The following is a 17,735-nucleotide window of genomic DNA, read 5'->3' as shown; positions in this document are numbered from 1 at the left end:
AAATAAAAAAGTAACACACCTTAAAAGCATGTTACTTTTTTATTGCTAATTTATATATGCAATTACTATTTATCTGTTAATGTTTTTACTAAAACCCCTAAGGTCGCTAAACCTGTTGTTATAGCAATAACCTCTTGTGTTGAAATTTCTCTAACATTTTCAGGTTTATTAGGCACTAAAATAACCGAACCTGGCTTTACTTTCGGATATGATTTAAAAAACAAAAAGCGTTTTGTTGTTTTAATATCACCATTGGCATGAATTACATATGCCCTACTTTTCTTTGCATTTGCAGAAAAACCACCAGAATTTTCGATATACTGCTTAAAGCTTTTTCTTTTTTCATATCGAACTAACGACGGCGATAATACCTCACCTTCTACTTTTACTGTTTGTCTTTCTGAAGGAATAAAAAGCTCATCTCCTTCTTCTAAAATTAAATTATATTTTGACGACACACCACCCTTCGCTAATATCTTCTTTAAGTTAATCCCTATTTTAAACGATTTCCTCACATTAACTCGCTGCTTACCTGTACCTAACATGTCTTTTTTAACAAACTCAGTAAGTATTTCTGATTGCTTTTTATCTTCTATGGTATTATTTCTTCTAGTTAAAAAAGCTCCTTCAACATAGGCGAATTTTGTTAACCCACCTGCTTTTTTAATTAAATCTGATATTTTTTCGTTTTTTAAACCGATCGCATATTCTCCTTCAAAATTAGTTTCTCCTTTAATAAAAACAGTTTTTTGCTTGGTATATCCTTTTAAATAGCGAACCGAAATAATATCAAAAGGCTTCAAGATAAAATGATTGCTAGCTGTTCCTTCTAAGCTTGTATTTGCACTAAGGTTAAAATTTTTACTAATAGTCTCAAAACTTCCATCTTTTAATCTTCTTGATACGTCGATTGTTTTAGCATCGGCTCCATCTTTCAAACCACCTGCAAGCACTATTAAATCTTCAATTTGCATTCCTTGCATAAAATCAAATTTCCTTTCTTTATTTACGGCTCCATTAATAGTGATAAATTCTTTTTCTTTTAATTCTTCTTTACTAAAGATATAAATACTATCATTTTGCTTTAAAAATAACGTATCATTATTTTCTTTTAACGAAAAAGAAATAGTCTCTTTAGTTATTTCATCATAAGTTCTTGTAATGATTCCTCTATCTAAAAAAGCTTCTTTGGTAAATCCTTCTGCTTTATTTAATAAATCGGTTACTGATAAGTTTTCGGTATATTGATAATTCCCTGGTTGAAAAACAGCCCCTATTATGGTTATTTTGTTTGAAAATTCATCAGCAATTTTATTAATTTTTATAAAATCACCATCTTTTAACTTTTCTATAGCTAATTTTTCTTGAGGTATTTCTACCATTTCTTTTTGAATACCGTTAACTCTTTCAACAACGATATTTTGTTTATACGCATTTGAAACAAAACCACTACAATAGTTTAATAAATCTGAAAGTGTTTCAGAAGCTTTCATTTCATATAAACCAGGTCTTTTAACAGCACCTTCGATGGTCACTAATTTCTCGTAGGGTTTTACAATGATAACATCCTGATCTTGTACGGTTATATTTCCTTTTTCTAGTCCGTTTACTAAAAACTCATAAAAATCGAAATCAGCAATTTTTTCTCCCGCTCTAAAAAGTCTAATATTTCTAAGCGTTCCATTTTTTGTTGGTCCGCCAGCAGCATATAACGAGTTTAAAACTGTTGAAAAAGCACTTAAAGAATACGACCCAGGCACTTTTACCTCTCCTACAATGTTTACCTGAACATTTCGTACTTCTTTTATCGAAACAGCAATATTCACTTTATTATAACTATTTGAAGAGGCTGTTATTCCGGCATAAATTCTCTTTAAATAATTTTTTATTTTTGATTTTGCCGCTTTAATAGGTAATCCTACTAAATGAATATAACCAACACCTTGAATATTAATAGCACCTTGCTTGTTTACTTTTTTCTCGTAATTAGCTTCAGCTGCTCCCCATAAATCAACAGAAATAACATCTCCTGCTCCAATAATATAATTCTCAGGAGTTGCTACATTTAAATTTGGCGTAAACGAAATATTTGGATTATTAAAAAAATCATAGCCAAAAAGTTTTTCTTTTGGTTGCGCTTCGCCTTGCTCACCTGTTAAACCAAAATATACATCATCAGAGCCTTTGGTTAAAACTTTATCTTCAGGTTTATCGTCAACTTTTGAATCAACAATGTCATTATTTCCTAAATTAAGGATTCTAGTTTTTAATTTTTGAGCTTGTAACTCAGACATCCCTTTGGTTTTAGCCATTACTAAGGCCTGTTCTAAGGTATATCCTTGTTTTTTACTTTTATCGCGATAGCTCGCTACTTGTTTATCTGATAAATTATCAACCTCAATATTATTTAATTGTGATTGTGTAGCCTGACCGTATGTTGCTATACTAGCAAATGAGATAAAAAGCATACAAACAACTTTCATCAATTCTTTTTTCAATGTTCTTTTCTTTTTCAATGTTTCTGTTTTATAATTAACAAATTATCTCTGCAAAGCAATGATAATAACTTATCTCTTTTATAATAAAAAAAGCAGCGCCCGCAAAATAATTATTTTTTTCCTATTTGATAGTATTCAAAACCTTTTTCCTCTAAGTTAAATGCGTTATATTGATTTCTACCATCAAAAATAACAGGAAAACTCAACTGCTGTTTTATTTCTGTAAAATCTGGCGAACGAAACTCTTTCCATTCTGTTAACATTATTAAAGCAGTTGCCTTTTTTAAAACATCATATTTTGATTCGAAGTAAGAAACTCCTTCAACATCTTTTAAATAAAAATGCTGTGCCTCTTGCATTGCCTTCGGATCATAGGCTTTTATTTTAGCACCTCTTTTTACCAATTCTTTTACCACATAAATAGCGGGCGATTCTCGCATATCGTCTGTTCCTGGTTTAAATGCTAATCCCCAAAGAGCAAAAGTTAACCCTGATAAATTTTCACCAAATCTTTTAATTATTTTCTCTGCAATAACAAATTTCTGACGATTATTTACTTCCTCTACCGAGGTAATTAATTGTGCATCATAGCCATTTTCTTCCGCTATTTTCTTTAAAGCTTTTACATCTTTTGGGAAACAAGAACCACCGTAACCTGCACCAGGATAAATAAAACTGTAGCCAATTCGACTATCAGAACCAATTCCTACACGTACATTATTTACATCCGCACCTACTTTTTCACAGATGTTTGCAATTTCGTTCATAAATGAAATTTTAGTAGCTAACATAGCGTTTGCTGCATATTTTGTCATTTCTGCCGAACGAATGTCCATGGTTATAAAACGCTCATGTGTTCTAAAAAACGGACTGTACAACTCTTTCATGCGATCAAAAGCATATACTGTTTCTGCACCAATAACAACTCTATCGGGCTTCATAAAATCACTAATAGCATCTCCTTCTTTTAAAAACTCAGGATTTGAAACGACATCGAAAGTAATATCTAAAGCTCTTGCGTCTAATTCTTTTTGTATGGTTGCTCTTACTTTATCGGCTGTTCCGATTGGCACAGTTGATTTATCTACAACCACAAGCCTTTTAGTCATTTTAGCTCCAATCTCTTTTGCTACGGATAAAACATATTGTAAATCTGCAGAACCATCGTCACCCATAGGAGTTCCTACAGCAATAAAAACAATAGCAACATCATTGATAACCTCTTCTAAATTTGTAGTGAAAAACAAGTTTTTTTGAGCAACATTTTTAAGAACCATTTTTTCTAATCCTGGTTCATAAATAGGAATAATTCCTTGGTGTAGTTTATCTATTTTATTTTGATCAATATCAACACAAGTAACCTTATTTCCCATTTCTGAAAAACACGCACCCGACACTAAACCTACATAACCTGAACCTATAACCGCTATATTCATCTACTAGTTATCTTTTGACTTTTTTATTGCAAATATACTTTTATCTATTTAAAAAAAATATTTTTTTAAGCTTATTAAAAACAGCCCAAAACTATTATAAAACAAAAAAAGTCTCATCAAAAATGATGAGACTTTTAGTGGGCGCGAAGGGATTCGAACCCCTGACCCCTTGGGTGTAAACCAAGTGCTCTGAACCAACTGAGCTACGCGCCCAAAATACTTTTTAGGACTTTTATTCGGTAATCTATGTGGGCGCGAAGGGATTCGAACCCCTGACCCCTTGGGTGTAAACCAAGTGCTCTGAACCAACTGAGCTACGCGCCCTACTATGCAATTAACCTTAGGTATTTTGGTGGGCGCGAAGGGATTCGAACCCCTGACCCCTTGGGTGTAAACCAAGTGCTCTGAACCAACTGAGCTACGCGCCCTATACGCTAATTGCGGGTGCAAATATATAACTCTTATTTAGATTGACAAAACTTTTTTTCAATTATTTTTATAAAATTTCTGCAACAACAAAGGTACTTCCACCAATATAAATACAATCCTCGGAGTTTGCCTGTGTTTTTGCCGCCTCAAAAGCCTCATTTACAGAACCAAACAAATCCCCCGTTAAATTAAACACCTCAGCTGTATCTTTTAATTTTTTTTCTGATAATCCTCGTATAATATTTGGTTTACAAAAATAATACCTCGCATTTTGAGGAAACATCGGTAAAATAGCTGCTAGGTCTTTATCAGAAACGACTCCTAAAACAATGTGTAAATTTTTATATTGTTCATTTTTAAGTTGTGCTAAAGTATAAATTAAGCCTTCTTTATTATGTGCAGTATCGCAAATTACTTTAGGATGTTGCTGTAAAATTTGCCAACGACCTTTTAAATTAGTGTTTTCGACTACTTTTAACAAGCCATTTTTGATATTTTGTTCAGAAACAACAAAATCTTTTAATTGACGAATCGCCTTAACTGCCGTTTTTACATTCTTCGATTGATAATCTCCTAACAAATCGGTTTTATAACTATAATCTTGATCAGAAGCAAATACTATTTTTGCATTACACTCATTTGCTTTATCTATAAAAACTTTTTCAACTTCTTTTTGACGCTCGCCAACAACAACAGAAATATTATTTTTTATAATTCCTGCTTTTTCATATGCTATTTCGGGCAATGTTTCGCCTAAAAACTGCGTATGATCTAAGCCGATATTGGTAATTACAGCAACTTCTGGAGTAATAATATTTGTTGAATCTAATCGACCACCCAATCCTACTTCAATTATAGCAATATCTACTTTTTGTTTGGCAAAATAATCAAAAGCCATACCTACGGTCATCTCAAAAAACGATAATTTTTGAGCTTCTAAAAATTGTTTATTTTGAGAAATAAAATCAATAATACTTTCTTGCTCAATTTCCTGCCCATTAATTCGAATACGTTCTGTAAAATTTTTAAGATGTGGCGAGGTATATAAACCCACTTTATAGCCAGCCTCTTGTAAAACACTAGCAATTAGATGACTTGTAGAACCTTTTCCGTTAGTTCCGCCAACATGAATGGTTTTAAATTTTTTTTCAGGATTTCCTAATTCATTACTTAAAGCAATACTATTGGTTAAATCTTTTTTAAATGCCGTTTTACCTTCTTTTTGATACATTGGTAATTGGGCAAACATCCAATCTAAAGTTTGTTGATATGTCATCTATATATTGTTTTAGAACCTCTCGATGAATATCGGAGGTTCTATTTATTTAAATAAAAAAATAATTATTCTGATAAAGAGAACTTGTAGATAATTGTACCTCTTTGTTTTTGGGGTGCATCATTAGCGGCATTCCAAATTGTTTTTAAAGCGGCTTGTTTTGCTGCTTTTTCTAAACAAGGAGCCGAACTTGTACTACCTTTTAAACCGCCTGTTTGTGCTTTGGTTACTATTCCATTTTTATTCACCTCAATACTCACTACAATTGTACCTTCTTCCTGGCAATCTGGTTTTTTTATAGGTTTTGATAAGGCTTTTCGCCCTGCTAAATTATAATTACCGCCAGTTCCACTTTTTGAATTCCCGTAGTATTTACTAGCCTTCGAATCGCCATTTTTGTTTCCTTTTATACCAGATTCAGTATCGTCACCTTCGCCTGTTTTTGCGCCTGTGTTTGCTGTTCCGTTTAGTAAACTATTTAAAGCATCTGTGGTTTGTTTTGAAGGTTTTGGCTTCTTTTTTGGCGTTTTCTTTGGTTTCTCTTTAACCTTTGCTTTAATTTTTTCTTCGGATTTATCTTCGGATGTATCTTCGGATGTATCTTTTACAACCTCTTTTTCCTTGGTTGATTTAGCAATACTAGGAGCATCTTTTGCGGTATCATCTGTAATAATATCTTCCTGAATTTCTTGAGAAGATTCATTTAATGGCGGTGTTTGCTCCGTAATTTCCTCTTCAACCTCTTCTTCAGGCTGATCTTCAGTGTTTTGGTCAAAATCTTGCGATTCATTTTCTTCTGAAACAGCTTGTGATGCAGCTGCTAATTCCATTTCTTCCACAGGTTCACCGCTTCCAACATCCGAAGAACCTAAATTAATTGCCACCCCGTACTCAATCGGCGGATCTAAATATTTTATTCCGAAATTAAAAACTCCGAAGAGTAAAAGCATCAAAATAACCGCAGTAATTACCGCCGCCTTACGTTGATGTGCTGTTTCTAATATTTTCATTACTTAATTTATCGATACTATTTTTACACTCCTTTTTGCAAAAAACAAGTTAGAAATACAGGTCATTATTACTTTGCTTTTACCGCTAAAATCATCTTTAATTTATTTCGATTGGCAATATCAATCACTTTCATCACATTTTTATATGCTACGTTTTGATCGCCTCGAATTACCACTGTTTTCTTTTTATCTGTGCCAACTTTACTTAATATTGTTTTTTCTAAATTAACAGCACTTACTTTTGTTTTATCAATATAAAAAGCAGAATCTTCGGTAATACTCACTGCTATTGCACTATTATTTTCTGTTTTTCCGCCTGCTTTTGGCAATAAAACATCAATGGCATTTACCGTAACTAAGGTTGATGTTAGCATAAAAAATATCAACAATAAAAAAACAATATCCGTCATTGACGACATATTAAAACTTGGATCTACTTTATTTCTTCCCTTTAAATTCATTTTATGCAGGTTCGTTTAATAAATCTAAAAAATCAACCGATACGGCTTCCATTTGATACACCACTTTATCGGTACGAACCACCAAATGATTGTAGGTTATATAACTTATAATTCCTACAATTAAACCTGCAACCGTTGTTGTCATAGCGGTATATAATCCGTCAGATAATAATTTAATATCAATTTGCCCACCTGAATTTGCAATTTCATGAATAGCAATAATCATTCCAATTACGGTTCCTAAAAACCCAATCATAGGAGCTGCTCCTGCAATAGTTGCGATAACAGAAACATTTCTTTCAAGTTTATAAACTTCTAATTTCCCAGCGTTTTCAATCGCTTTATTAATATCTTCTAAGGGTTTTCCGATTCTTGAAATTCCTTTACTAATTAATCTTGCGTTAGGTGAATTGGTGTTTTTACACAATTGCTTTGCACTGTCTAAATCTCCACTTGTTACAAAATTTCTAATTTCATCCATAAAATTTTTATCTATTTTTGAAGCTGATTTAATGGCAAAAAATCGCTCAAAATAAATGTATAATGCTACGGCTAATAACACAAATAGGATAGCGATAATAATTTGACCTCCTAGCCCTCCGTCTTTAATTAACTGAATAATAGATAATGTTTTTTCAGCTGATATTTCATCAACTAAACCCGTTTCTTTTTGAATGTATGCGAACATGAACGTCATTTTGTTTTATATAATACTAAAAAAATCCTGAATATAAATTCAGGATTTAAAAATACACTATTTTTTTTATTTATTTAAGACAATAATAGTTTTACCATTATATAACCTAATCCCCCTAAAACTATGGTATAAGGAAATGCCATTTTAACCATTTTACCGTACGATAAATTAATTAACGGCGCTAATGATGATGTTAATAAGAATAAAAATGCTGCTTGCCCATTTGGTGTTGCAACACTTGGTAAATTAGTTCCTGTATTAATTGCGATGGCTAATTTCTCAAAATGTTCTCTTGTTATATCGCCATTTTTAAAAGCTTGTTCTACCTCACCAATATATACCGTTGCTACGAATACATTATCGCTAATTGCTGATAAAAATCCATTAGCTACATAAAATAACCCTGGTTGAGATGCTGGGTCTTGACTTAATGCCCAGTGAATTATTGGGCTAAATAAATGCTGGTCATGAATCATTGCTACTACTACAAAAAAGACTACTAATAATCCTGTAAAAGGCAATGCTTCTTCAAAAGCAGGTCCTAATTGATGCTCATCAGTAATACCAATAAAAGCTGTTTGTACAATAATCAATGCCAAACCGATAAACCCAACAGGAGCAATATGTAAAGCCAATCCTGCAATTAATAATATTGCAGATACTCCTTGAACAATTAAAGCATATTTTTCTTTAGCTGTTCTTTTAGCATCTTCTTGCTCGGTATATTTATCTATAATTCTTGCAGCTACTTCTGGCATTTTAGCTCCAAAACCAAACCATCCTGTTAATTCTAACACAACAGTTGTTGCCATTCCTGCTGCTAAAACAGGTAACGTAATAGGTGCCATTTTTAAGAAAAACTGAATAAAATCCCAACCTAATCGTTCACCAATTAGTAAATTTTGAGGCTCACCAACTAAGGTACAAACTCCTCCAAGAGCTGTACCAACAACACCGTGCATAATTAAACTACGTAAAAAACTACGAAATTGCTCTAAGGTTTCACCACTTAATTCTTCTCTATCTAAAACTCCATCATGATCGTAATCTGAAGAGCTCGAATGTATTTTGTGATACACTCCGTAAAAACCAACGGCAACACTAATTAATACTGCCGTTACAGTTAAAGCATCTAAAAACGCCGATAAAACTGCTGATAAAAACACAAATAATAATGACAATAATACTTTCGATTTTATTTTTGTAAAAACTTTACTAAAAATAAACATCAATAAAGGTTTCATAAAATAAATACCCGCAACCATAAATACTAAAAGTAATACTACTTCCAAATTTTGAGCTACTTCATGATAAGCATTTTTAGCGGTGGTTAAACCCAATGCAACTGCCTGAATAGCTAGCAAACCTCCTGTTAAAAGCGGATAACACTTTAGTGCCATTGCTAGGGTAAAAATAAACTCTGCTATAAAAAGCCAAGCGGTTATTGTTTTTCCTAATACAAAGAAAGAAAACACGTTAAAAACTAAAAAACTAAGCATGGTTATTTTAAACCACTTAGGGCTACTCCCTAAAAAATATTTAAACATCATTTTTATTTATTGTGCCTTTAAACCAACTCTTTTAGAGCTATTTCGAAAGCTGTTGAACAAATTTTTGTTTTTGAAGCACTTTTAGAAAAAGTTCGTTGTAATGCTTTTTTTATCGTGTTTGAGGTATCTTCAAAAATAGCGCTATCCTCCATTGGTAAAGCTATTTTTGCTTCCATTAAGTAAGCAAATACTCTAGCAATACCACAGTTAGAAATAAAATCAGGCAATAAACTTACATGATTATCGGTATATTCCATAATAGATCCGAAGAAAATTTCTTTATCAGCAAAAGGAACATTTGCTCCTGGCGATATCACTTCTAAACCTGTGTCAATCATTTTTTGTACCTGGTCTTGAGAAACTAATCGTGAGGCTGCTGCTGGAACAAATATTTCCGCTGGCACATTCCAAATTTTCTCATTAATTTCATCAAAAGGAATCATTTTTTCAGACACTAACTGATTACCGTCTTTTGCTAAAAATAAGGCTGTCATTTCTTCCATAGAAAAACCAGCTTCATTAATAACACCGCCTTCTCTATCAATAATTCCAACCACTTTAGCACCTAACTGTGTTAAGTAATAAGCTGCTGCCGATCCTACATTTCCAAAACCTTGAACAATAGCTCTTTTTCCTGAAATTGAACCTCCGTAAAGGTTGTAGTAATGTTTTACTGCCTGGGCAACACCATAACCTGTTAGCATGTCTGCTACGGTATATTTTTTTGATAAATCAGGTGAAAATTGCTTGTCTTCTATAACCTTAATTACTCCTTGGCGCAATTGTCCAATTCTATTAATTTTATCGGCTTCAGTTGGTTTAAAATGTCCGTTAAAAATTCCTTCCTGCGGATGCCAAACACCACAACTTTCTGTTAAAGGAATTACATCTTTATCGGCATCAACGTTTAAATCACCACCAGTTCCGTAATAATGTTTTAATAAAGGTGTTACCGCTTTATACCAACGCTCTAAAACACCTCTTTTTCGAGGGTCGTTAGGGTCAAAATTAATTCCTGATTTTGCACCACCAATAGCAGGTCCTGAAACAGTAAATTTCACTTCCATTGTTTTTGCTAACGACAATACTTCATTTTTATTTAAACCTTTACGCATTCTGGTTCCTCCACCTGCTGCACCACCTCTTAAAGAGTTGATTACCGTCCATCCTTCTGCTTCTGTTTCTTGATCTTTCCAGTGAAAAACGATTTCTGGCTCTTTATTTTCGTATATTTTTAATAATTCTTTCATATTCTATTTTAATAAATGTTTACCTTAAAATTGCTACTATCTTGTTTTTGAAATACGCTATTGAGCGAAGCTAAAGTTGATTCATTTAAATTATTTTTTGAATTATTATGATACTTAGTTGAAAACATACTGTCACAAATTTACTATAAAAAAATGATAGGTAACAATTTTTTATTTTAAAAATAAATAGCTATTTATTAAAAATAACACCCGAAGAATGGTCTTTTTTTGCACCCGTAACACTTTTTAAACAATTCACCTGATTTTCAATACGTAACAGCCCTAAAAAAGCAAAAATTAACGCTTCTTTGTAATTAATAAGTGCTTTTGATGGTATTTCAATTTTTTGTTCGGCATAAAATTCAATTCTGTTCATTAAGAAATCGTTAAAAACGCCACCTCCTGTTATTAAAACAATGTCATTTTTATGAATTATTTTACCTATTTGAATTGCAGCATGTTCAATAAAAGTGCGTAAAATAGTTGGGATATCTTTTTCTAAAGTATCAATCAGCGGAAAAATAATCAAACGAACCCATTCTAATCCTAACGATTTTGGTGCTGATTTTTTATAAAAATCTAACGCGTTTAACTTCGTTAATAATTCTTGGTTTATTATTGCCGATTTAGCAATTTGTCCTTTATCGTCATACTCAAATCCTAATTTTTGCACATAATGATTCAAAACAATATTTACAGGGCAAATATCAAAAGCAATTCGGGTATTTTCTTGATTATTTTCATCTGAATTATCTTTTAAACTATCTTTTACATTATTTTGATTTTTTTTCTGATACGAAACATTGGCAAAACCGCCTAAATTCACACAAAAATTATAATTGGAAAATAATAACTCATCACCAATAGGAACAAGCGGTGCTCCTTGACCGCCAAGCGCAACATCTTGAGTTCTAAAATCACAAATCACTTTTTGATTGGTTTTTTCTGATATAATTTTTCCATGACCAATTTGAAGCGTAATTCCTTTTGCTGGTTGATGTAAAATTGTATGCCCGTGCGAGGCGATAAAATCAATATTATCTATCTTGTTTTTTTCGATAAATTGATTTATTTCTTCTGATAATAAAACCGCATATTCAATATCTAAACGAATTAAATCATCTTTAGAAAAAGAAATAGCCTCTTGTAGTTTACCCTTCCAAGCATTCGAATATGCTATTGTTTCTGCCGCTAAAATTTTAAAATCCTTATAGTTTTTTTTATCAAACTTTACAAAAACCAAGTCAATCCCGTCTAAGGATGTACCAGACATTAAACCTATTATAAAATAAAAATCATCATTCATATCTGTAAAAATAATAAAACACGGTTAAAAATACGCTATTAAAAAAGTATCTTTGGATGAATTTTTTACGGATTTAACAATTATTAAACAATCATAAATTATGGATTTTAGTTTAACAGAAGAACATATAATGATTCGTGATGCAGCTCGTGACTTTGCTCAAACCGAATTATTACCAGGCGTAATTGAAAGAGACAACAAGCAAGAATTTCCTGATTCTTTAGTAAAAAAAATGGGAAAACTTGGTTTTATGGGAATTATGGTCGATCCAAAATACGGCGGAAGCGGCATGGACGCAATTTCGTATGTATTAATTATGGAAGAATTATCTAAAATTGACGCATCGGCATCGGTAATGGTTTCTGTAAACAATTCCTTAGTTTGTTATGGTTTAGAAGCTTTTGGAACGGAAGATCAAAAGCAAAAATACTTAACAAAATTAGCCAGTGGCGAACAAATTGGCGCGTTTTGTTTGAGTGAACCTGAGGCAGGTTCTGACGCAACATCGCAAGCAACAACTGCCCAAGAAAAAGACGATCACTACCTAATTAATGGTACAAAAAACTGGATTACAAACGGTGGGCGTGCCGATGTTTATTTGGTAATCGCACAAACTGACCGAAGTAAAAAACACAAAGGAATCAACGCTTTTATCGTTGAAAAAGGTGCCGAAGGTTTTCATGTTGGTCCTAAAGAAGATAAATTAGGAATCCGTGGTTCTGACACGCATACCTTGCAATTTAACAACGTAAAAGTGCCCAAAGAAAATAGAATTGGCGAAGATGGTTTTGGCTTTAAATTTGCCATGAAAACTTTAGCTGGAGGAAGAATCGGAATTGCTGCACAGGCCTTAGGAATTGCTTCCGGAGCGTATGAATTGGCGTTAAAATATTCAAAAGAACGTAAAACTTTTGGTACAGAAATTTGCAATCATCAAGCAATTGCTTTTAAACTTGCCGATATGTACACTGAAATTGAAGCCGCAAGAATGTTAGTAATGAAAGCTGCCTGGGACAAAGACCAAGGAAATAATTATGATATGTCGGGCGCAATGGCAAAATTATACGCCTCAAAAGTAGCGATGGAACAATCGGTTGAAGCTGTGCAAATTCATGGAGGAAATGGTTTTGTAAAAGACTATCATGTAGAGCGTTTAATGCGTGATGCAAAAATCACTCAAATTTACGAAGGAACTTCAGAAATTCAAAAAATAGTAATTTCGAGAGGGCTTATTAGAGGGTAAGAAATAGTTTGATCAACATACCTAAATAAATTAAAAGTCCATTATTTTTATAATGGACTTTTTTTTGGGCGTTACCACAAGGGTCGCGCTTTACGTACTCGCTTTTTATTCATTCTTCATAAAAGAGCTCAAACAAAACTTCAATCGCTAACGCAAAGAGCAACTATCTCGTTAATCCAAATCTTTAAATTCTAATTTATGTAAATGCAATCCTGAAGCAGGCGCGATATTTTTAATAAATTCAATATCTGATTCAGGATTTAAACTATCTTTTATAAAATCTAAACCGTATTCCCCTTTTCCTAAACTGTGTAATCCGCCCATTATTAAACGGATTTGATTTCTTAAAAAACCTTCGCCCCTAACAATTAAGACAAAACTCTCTTTCGGGAAAAAAGAAGCTGTTAATTCGGTGTTTTTTTCAATGCGACAATATTCAATACTTCTTTCCACCTTTGTTTCTTCCGATGGTTTTGTACAATATCTTTTAAAATTATGAAAACCTTCAAATAATTTTGCACCTTCTTTCATAATATCAATATTTAAATCATCTCTAAAACGGGTTAAAAAAGGTGCGGCATACGGATGATTTTTTTCACCATAAGAAAAATAATAACGATATTCTTTTATCTTCGGATGCTGAATTATATTGAATTTTTTATCGATATCTTCAATTTTTAATGCCCGCATATCGCCTGGAGCATTGGCATTAAAATCAATCATAAATTGCTCGAAATCTACGGTTTGATCAATAAATAACTGAAACGCAAAATGAGTAGCCGATACTCTGGCATCGGTTCTACCGACACCCAAACTTTTTAAGCGGATTCCTTTAAAAATAAATTTTAACGTTTTATCTAAAAATAAATGACCTGTTTTTAAATTTGGCTGTTTTTGCCATCCATGAAAACGAAATCCTAAATACTGAATGGTAACTAAATACGTGTTTTTATAATTCATTTATTGTAATAAATCGTATGCTTGTGTTGCTATTTCTAATTCTTCATTGGTTGGGATTACCAATACTTTTACCTTGGATGTTTCTTTATGAATTTCTGTTAATTCTCTGGCTTTTACATCATTTTTATTTTCATCTAACTCAATACCAAAATATTCTAAACCTGTACAGGTTAATTTTCTGATAAGTATTGAATTTTCGCCAATTCCTGCGGTAAAAACAATCGCATCAACGCCATTCATGACCGCAATATAAGAACCTATATATTTTTTAATTCTATAAGCATTCATATCTAAGGCTAATTGACAATTTTTATCGCCTTTTTCAGCCGCATCTTCAATATCACGCAAATCACTAAAACCTGTTAAACCTAACATTCCGCTTTGCTTTTGCAACATATCTGATACATATTTGGCATCATAGCCTAAATTTTCTATTAAATAGAAAATTAAAGAATGGTCAATATCACCCGAACGGGACCCCATAATTAAACCTGTAACAGGGCTAAAACCTAAACTATGGTCAATACTAATTCCGTTTTCAATAGCCGTAATACTACAGCCGTTTCCTAAATGAATGCTTATAATTTTAGATTTTTCTTGCTGTAAACAGTTGTTTTTATGTAAATATTCGATGGCTTTCTCAGAAACATATTTATGACTTGTTCCGTGAAAACCGTATAATCGAATTTTATTTTCTGTTAAAAATTTATTTGGAATAGAAAATTTATGCGCTTTTTCAGGAATTGTTTGATGAAATGCCGTATCAAAAGCTGCCACTTGAATAGCATTGGTAAAAATAGTTTCGGCAACCTGTATTCCTTCTAAATTTGCAGGGTTATGAAGCGGTGCTAATGAAAATAACTCTTCAATTTTCTTTTTAACCTGAGCAGTTACTACAGCCGTTTCTTTAAAAGAATCACCACCATGAACAACTCTGTGCGCTACTACATTGATTTGATTTGTATTAGTAAGTACGCCTATTTTTTCATCTAATAATAAATTGACTACTTTTTGTAAACCTTCTTTATGATTTTTAATATCAGAAATTTCTTTACTTTTATTTTCTTCTGATTTATAATGAACAACGCTGTTTTTCAAACCAATTCTTTCAACTAAACCTGTACAAATAACCTGCTGTTGTGGCATTTGAATTAATTGGTATTTTATTGATGAACTACCTGAATTTATAACTAGTATTTTCATGTTTTATTTTGTATTAGAAAGCTTATTGATCTTGTGCTTGAATTGCGGTTAAAATTATGGTATTAAAAATATCATCAACAGTACACCCTCTACTTAAATCGTTTACAGGTTTGTTTAAACCTTGTAACATTGGTCCGATTGCCAATGCTCCTGTTTCTCTTTGCACGGCTTTATAAGTATTATTTCCTGTATTTAAATCAGGGAAAATTAACACGTTTGCCTGCCCTGCTACTTTTGAATTTGGCATTTTCTTTTTTCCGATAGATGGATCTACAGCCGCATCATATTGAATAGGACCTTCTACTTTTAAATCGGGTCTTTTTTGTTTGATAATTTCTGTTGCTTCTCGAACGGTATCGACATCTTCTCCTTTTCCTGAAGCGCCTGACGAATACGATAACATCGCTATTTTTGGGTCAATTCCGAAGGCAATACTCGAATCTGCCGATGAAATTGCAATTTCTGCCAATTGTACCGCCGTTGGATTCGGGTTAATTGCACAATCGCCAAAAATAGAAACTCTATCTTCTAAACACATAAAAAATATTGATGAAACTACCGAATATCCAGGTTTTGTTTTAATAAATTGTAATGCGGGTTTTATGGTGTGTTGCGTAGTATGTGCAGCCCCTGAAACCATTCCATCAGCCAAACCTTTGTGAACCATCATGGTTCCAAAATAAGAAACATCAGCCATTAAATCTTCTGCCATAGCAGGGCTTAATCCTTTGTGTTTTCTTAATTCGAATAAAGTATTTGAAAAATCATTAAAATAAGATGATTCAATAGGATTTATAATATCTATTTCATCAAAATCAAAAGAAATATTTAAACGTTTTACAGCTGCCTGAATAAGTACTTTTTTTCCTAAAATAGTTAATTTAACAACATTTGTTTTTTGAAGTTGTGATGCCGCTATTAATATTCTGTCATCATTTCCTTCAGGTAATACAATGTGTTTTTTAACCTGTTTTGTTTTTTTCAATAAATTATATTGAAACATTCTTGGTGTAAGAATATCAGTTCCTTTATAGGTTGTTAATTTTTCGTTTAAAGCAGCAACATCTACGTGTTTTTCAAAAATATTGATAGACATTTTTATTTTATCAACATTTTCGGCATAAATATGCGCTCTTACGCTTCCTAACTTTGTAGTAACCGCAAAAGTTCCTTCTTTTACCCATAAAATAGGCACGGTTTTCTCTAAACCTTCAATTAATTTAATTATTGATGGATTTAATGCAATTCCTCCTGTTAAAACAATTCCAGAAATTGACGGGTAATTCGTAGAAATATTTGCCTGTAAGGTAGCTAGCAAAATATCCGACCTATCGGCAGGTGTAACCACAACACTACCTTCGGTTAAGTGCTGTAAAAAATTAGCCAATTGCATGGCTCCTACTTTTATATCGCCCGATATATTGTTTAAAAATTCTTTACCAAACAAAATTTTTGCTTCAATGCTATTTGAAAGCTCTTTAATGGTCGGGTTATTTAACTTTTTATGAATTGGAATGGCGTTTATAGAAACATCTTTGGGTAAGTTTTTACCAACCTCTTTAATAATGGCATCAATATTTGAAGCTTCAATTTTATTGGCAACAACCGAAATTACTTTAACTTCTTTATTCACAAAAGAATCATAAGTTAAGCGTAAACCCTGAATAAAATCATCTAACGTTTTATTTAATCCGCCAGAAACTATAATTACAGGAATCCCTAAGTTCTTTGCAATTAAAACATTCAAATCCATTTCAATAACAGCTCCGTGATCTGAAAAATCAGTTCCTTCTACAATTACAAAATCATTTTCTTGTTCTAAAATTTTATATTTTTCAATAATTGTGCTAATCACCTCATCTTCCTTATCATCATTTAATTTATTGATTAATTCCGATCGTGTAAAAGCATAACAATCATCATAAGCACACTTAATATTAAAGTAATTAACAATGGTATTTATATGATTGTCTTTTTTACCTGCTATCGGATTATCAATAATCGGTCTAAAATAACCAACCTTAGGTTTTTTTCTGAGCAATAATTGCATCAACCCTAAGCTCAGCATTGATTTACCTGAATTAGCTTCACTTGCAGCAATATAAACAGCTTTATTCATTTTTATTTTATTTTTTTGCAAAACTAGAATAATTAAAATTACTTTTTTATGATAATTGTTAGTATAAATTACAACTTTATAATACACAAAAAATCATGGAAATTACAAGGCTTAAAATAGCTATTTTTTTTAATAAAACTATTCAACTCATAAAAAAACCTCTTAAAATATTTTAAGAGGTTGTTTGTTAACATTGTTCATTTTACTATAAAATTTCATCAACATTAAAACGAAGCAATATTTCATGTGTTCCGTTTTGATAGGTACTTAAATCATTTAAATACAGGTTGTATCCGT

General features: G+C 32.1%; 13 protein-coding genes and 3 tRNA genes. 1 reads left to right on the top strand and 15 read right to left on the bottom strand.

Going from position 1 to position 17,735, the window contains the following annotated elements; all coding sequences use genetic code 11:
* Positions 1–65: 65 nt before the first annotated feature.
* The 12 genes from DPIF8902391_RS03790 to DPIF8902391_RS03735 all read right to left on the bottom strand — a co-directional run bounded on the left by DPIF8902391_RS03790 (position 66) and on the right by DPIF8902391_RS03735 (position 11,913).
* Positions 66–2,516, bottom strand: coding sequence for an SLBB domain-containing protein (locus DPIF8902391_RS03790; protein ID WP_058884355.1), 2,451 nt, complete (start codon positions 2,514–2,516; stop codon positions 66–68).
* Between the two features lie 92 nt (positions 2,517–2,608).
* Positions 2,609–3,934: a UDP-glucose dehydrogenase family protein gene (locus DPIF8902391_RS03785; RefSeq protein ID WP_172505083.1), complete on the bottom strand. Its 1,326-nt coding sequence runs from the start codon at positions 3,932–3,934 to the stop codon at positions 2,609–2,611.
* Between the two features lie 138 nt (positions 3,935–4,072).
* Positions 4,073–4,147, bottom strand: a tRNA-Val gene (locus DPIF8902391_RS03780).
* Positions 4,148–4,183: 36 nt separating this feature from the next.
* Positions 4,184–4,258, bottom strand: a tRNA-Val gene (locus DPIF8902391_RS03775).
* 26 nt (positions 4,259–4,284) lie between these two features.
* Positions 4,285–4,362, bottom strand: a tRNA-Val gene (locus DPIF8902391_RS03770).
* 68 nt (positions 4,363–4,430) lie between these two features.
* A complete protein-coding gene (locus DPIF8902391_RS03765; RefSeq protein WP_172505082.1) occupies positions 4,431–5,639 on the bottom strand; it encodes a bifunctional folylpolyglutamate synthase/dihydrofolate synthase in 1,209 nt (402 codons plus the stop codon).
* A gap of 65 nt (positions 5,640–5,704) precedes the next feature.
* Positions 5,705–6,649, bottom strand: a complete 945-nt coding sequence (locus tag DPIF8902391_RS03760; protein WP_058884352.1) for an energy transducer TonB family protein — start codon at positions 6,647–6,649, stop codon at positions 5,705–5,707.
* Between the two features lie 68 nt (positions 6,650–6,717).
* The gene (locus DPIF8902391_RS03755; protein WP_058884351.1) at positions 6,718–7,110 is read right to left on the bottom strand and encodes an ExbD/TolR family protein; all 393 of its coding nucleotides are present in this window, start codon (positions 7,108–7,110) and stop codon (positions 6,718–6,720) included.
* A gap of 1 nt (position 7,111) precedes the next feature.
* Entirely contained in the window at positions 7,112–7,798 is a 687-nt protein-coding gene (locus DPIF8902391_RS03750) for a MotA/TolQ/ExbB proton channel family protein (RefSeq protein WP_058884350.1), read from the bottom strand.
* A gap of 83 nt (positions 7,799–7,881) precedes the next feature.
* A complete protein-coding gene (gene nhaB / locus DPIF8902391_RS03745) occupies positions 7,882–9,354 on the bottom strand; it encodes a sodium/proton antiporter NhaB (RefSeq protein ID WP_058884349.1) in 1,473 nt (490 codons plus the stop codon).
* Between the two features lie 20 nt (positions 9,355–9,374).
* On the bottom strand, positions 9,375–10,607 hold the full coding sequence (locus tag DPIF8902391_RS03740; protein ID WP_058884348.1) for a Glu/Leu/Phe/Val dehydrogenase dimerization domain-containing protein: 1,233 nt from the start codon (positions 10,605–10,607) through the stop codon (positions 9,375–9,377).
* 190 nt (positions 10,608–10,797) lie between these two features.
* Positions 10,798–11,913 (bottom strand): anhydro-N-acetylmuramic acid kinase, encoded by a 1,116-nt coding sequence (locus DPIF8902391_RS03735; RefSeq protein WP_172505081.1) that lies wholly within the window; start codon positions 11,911–11,913, stop codon positions 10,798–10,800.
* Between the two features lie 100 nt (positions 11,914–12,013).
* Between DPIF8902391_RS03735 and DPIF8902391_RS03730 the strand changes: the two genes are divergently transcribed.
* Positions 12,014–13,156 carry an acyl-CoA dehydrogenase gene (locus DPIF8902391_RS03730; RefSeq protein ID WP_058884346.1) on the top strand — a complete coding sequence of 381 codons (1,143 nt, stop codon included), beginning with the start codon at positions 12,014–12,016 and terminating at the stop codon, positions 13,154–13,156.
* 171 nt (positions 13,157–13,327) lie between these two features.
* Here the strand turns inward: DPIF8902391_RS03730 and DPIF8902391_RS03725 are convergent, their stop codons facing one another.
* From DPIF8902391_RS03725 to pta, 3 genes are read right to left on the bottom strand one after another with little or no spacing between them, the layout of a single operon-like run.
* Entirely contained in the window at positions 13,328–14,116 is a 789-nt protein-coding gene (locus tag DPIF8902391_RS03725; RefSeq protein ID WP_058884345.1) for a tRNA pseudouridine synthase A, read from the bottom strand.
* Positions 14,117–15,319: an acetate/propionate family kinase gene (locus DPIF8902391_RS03720; protein WP_172505080.1), complete on the bottom strand. Its 1,203-nt coding sequence runs from the start codon at positions 15,317–15,319 to the stop codon at positions 14,117–14,119. It lies immediately after the preceding gene.
* Positions 15,320–15,341: 22 nt separating this feature from the next.
* Positions 15,342–17,438 (bottom strand): phosphate acetyltransferase, encoded by a 2,097-nt coding sequence (gene pta / locus DPIF8902391_RS03715; protein ID WP_172505079.1) that lies wholly within the window; start codon positions 17,436–17,438, stop codon positions 15,342–15,344.
* Positions 17,439–17,735: the final 297 nt, after the last annotated feature.

Origin of the sequence: Tenacibaculum finnmarkense genomovar ulcerans (assembly GCF_900239495.1) — a bacterium.
Taxonomy (GTDB): domain Bacteria; phylum Bacteroidota; class Bacteroidia; order Flavobacteriales; family Flavobacteriaceae; genus Polaribacter; species Polaribacter ulcerans.
The sequence above is the reverse complement of the archived record's forward strand: the minus strand, read 5'-3'. Positions and strand labels throughout refer to the sequence as shown.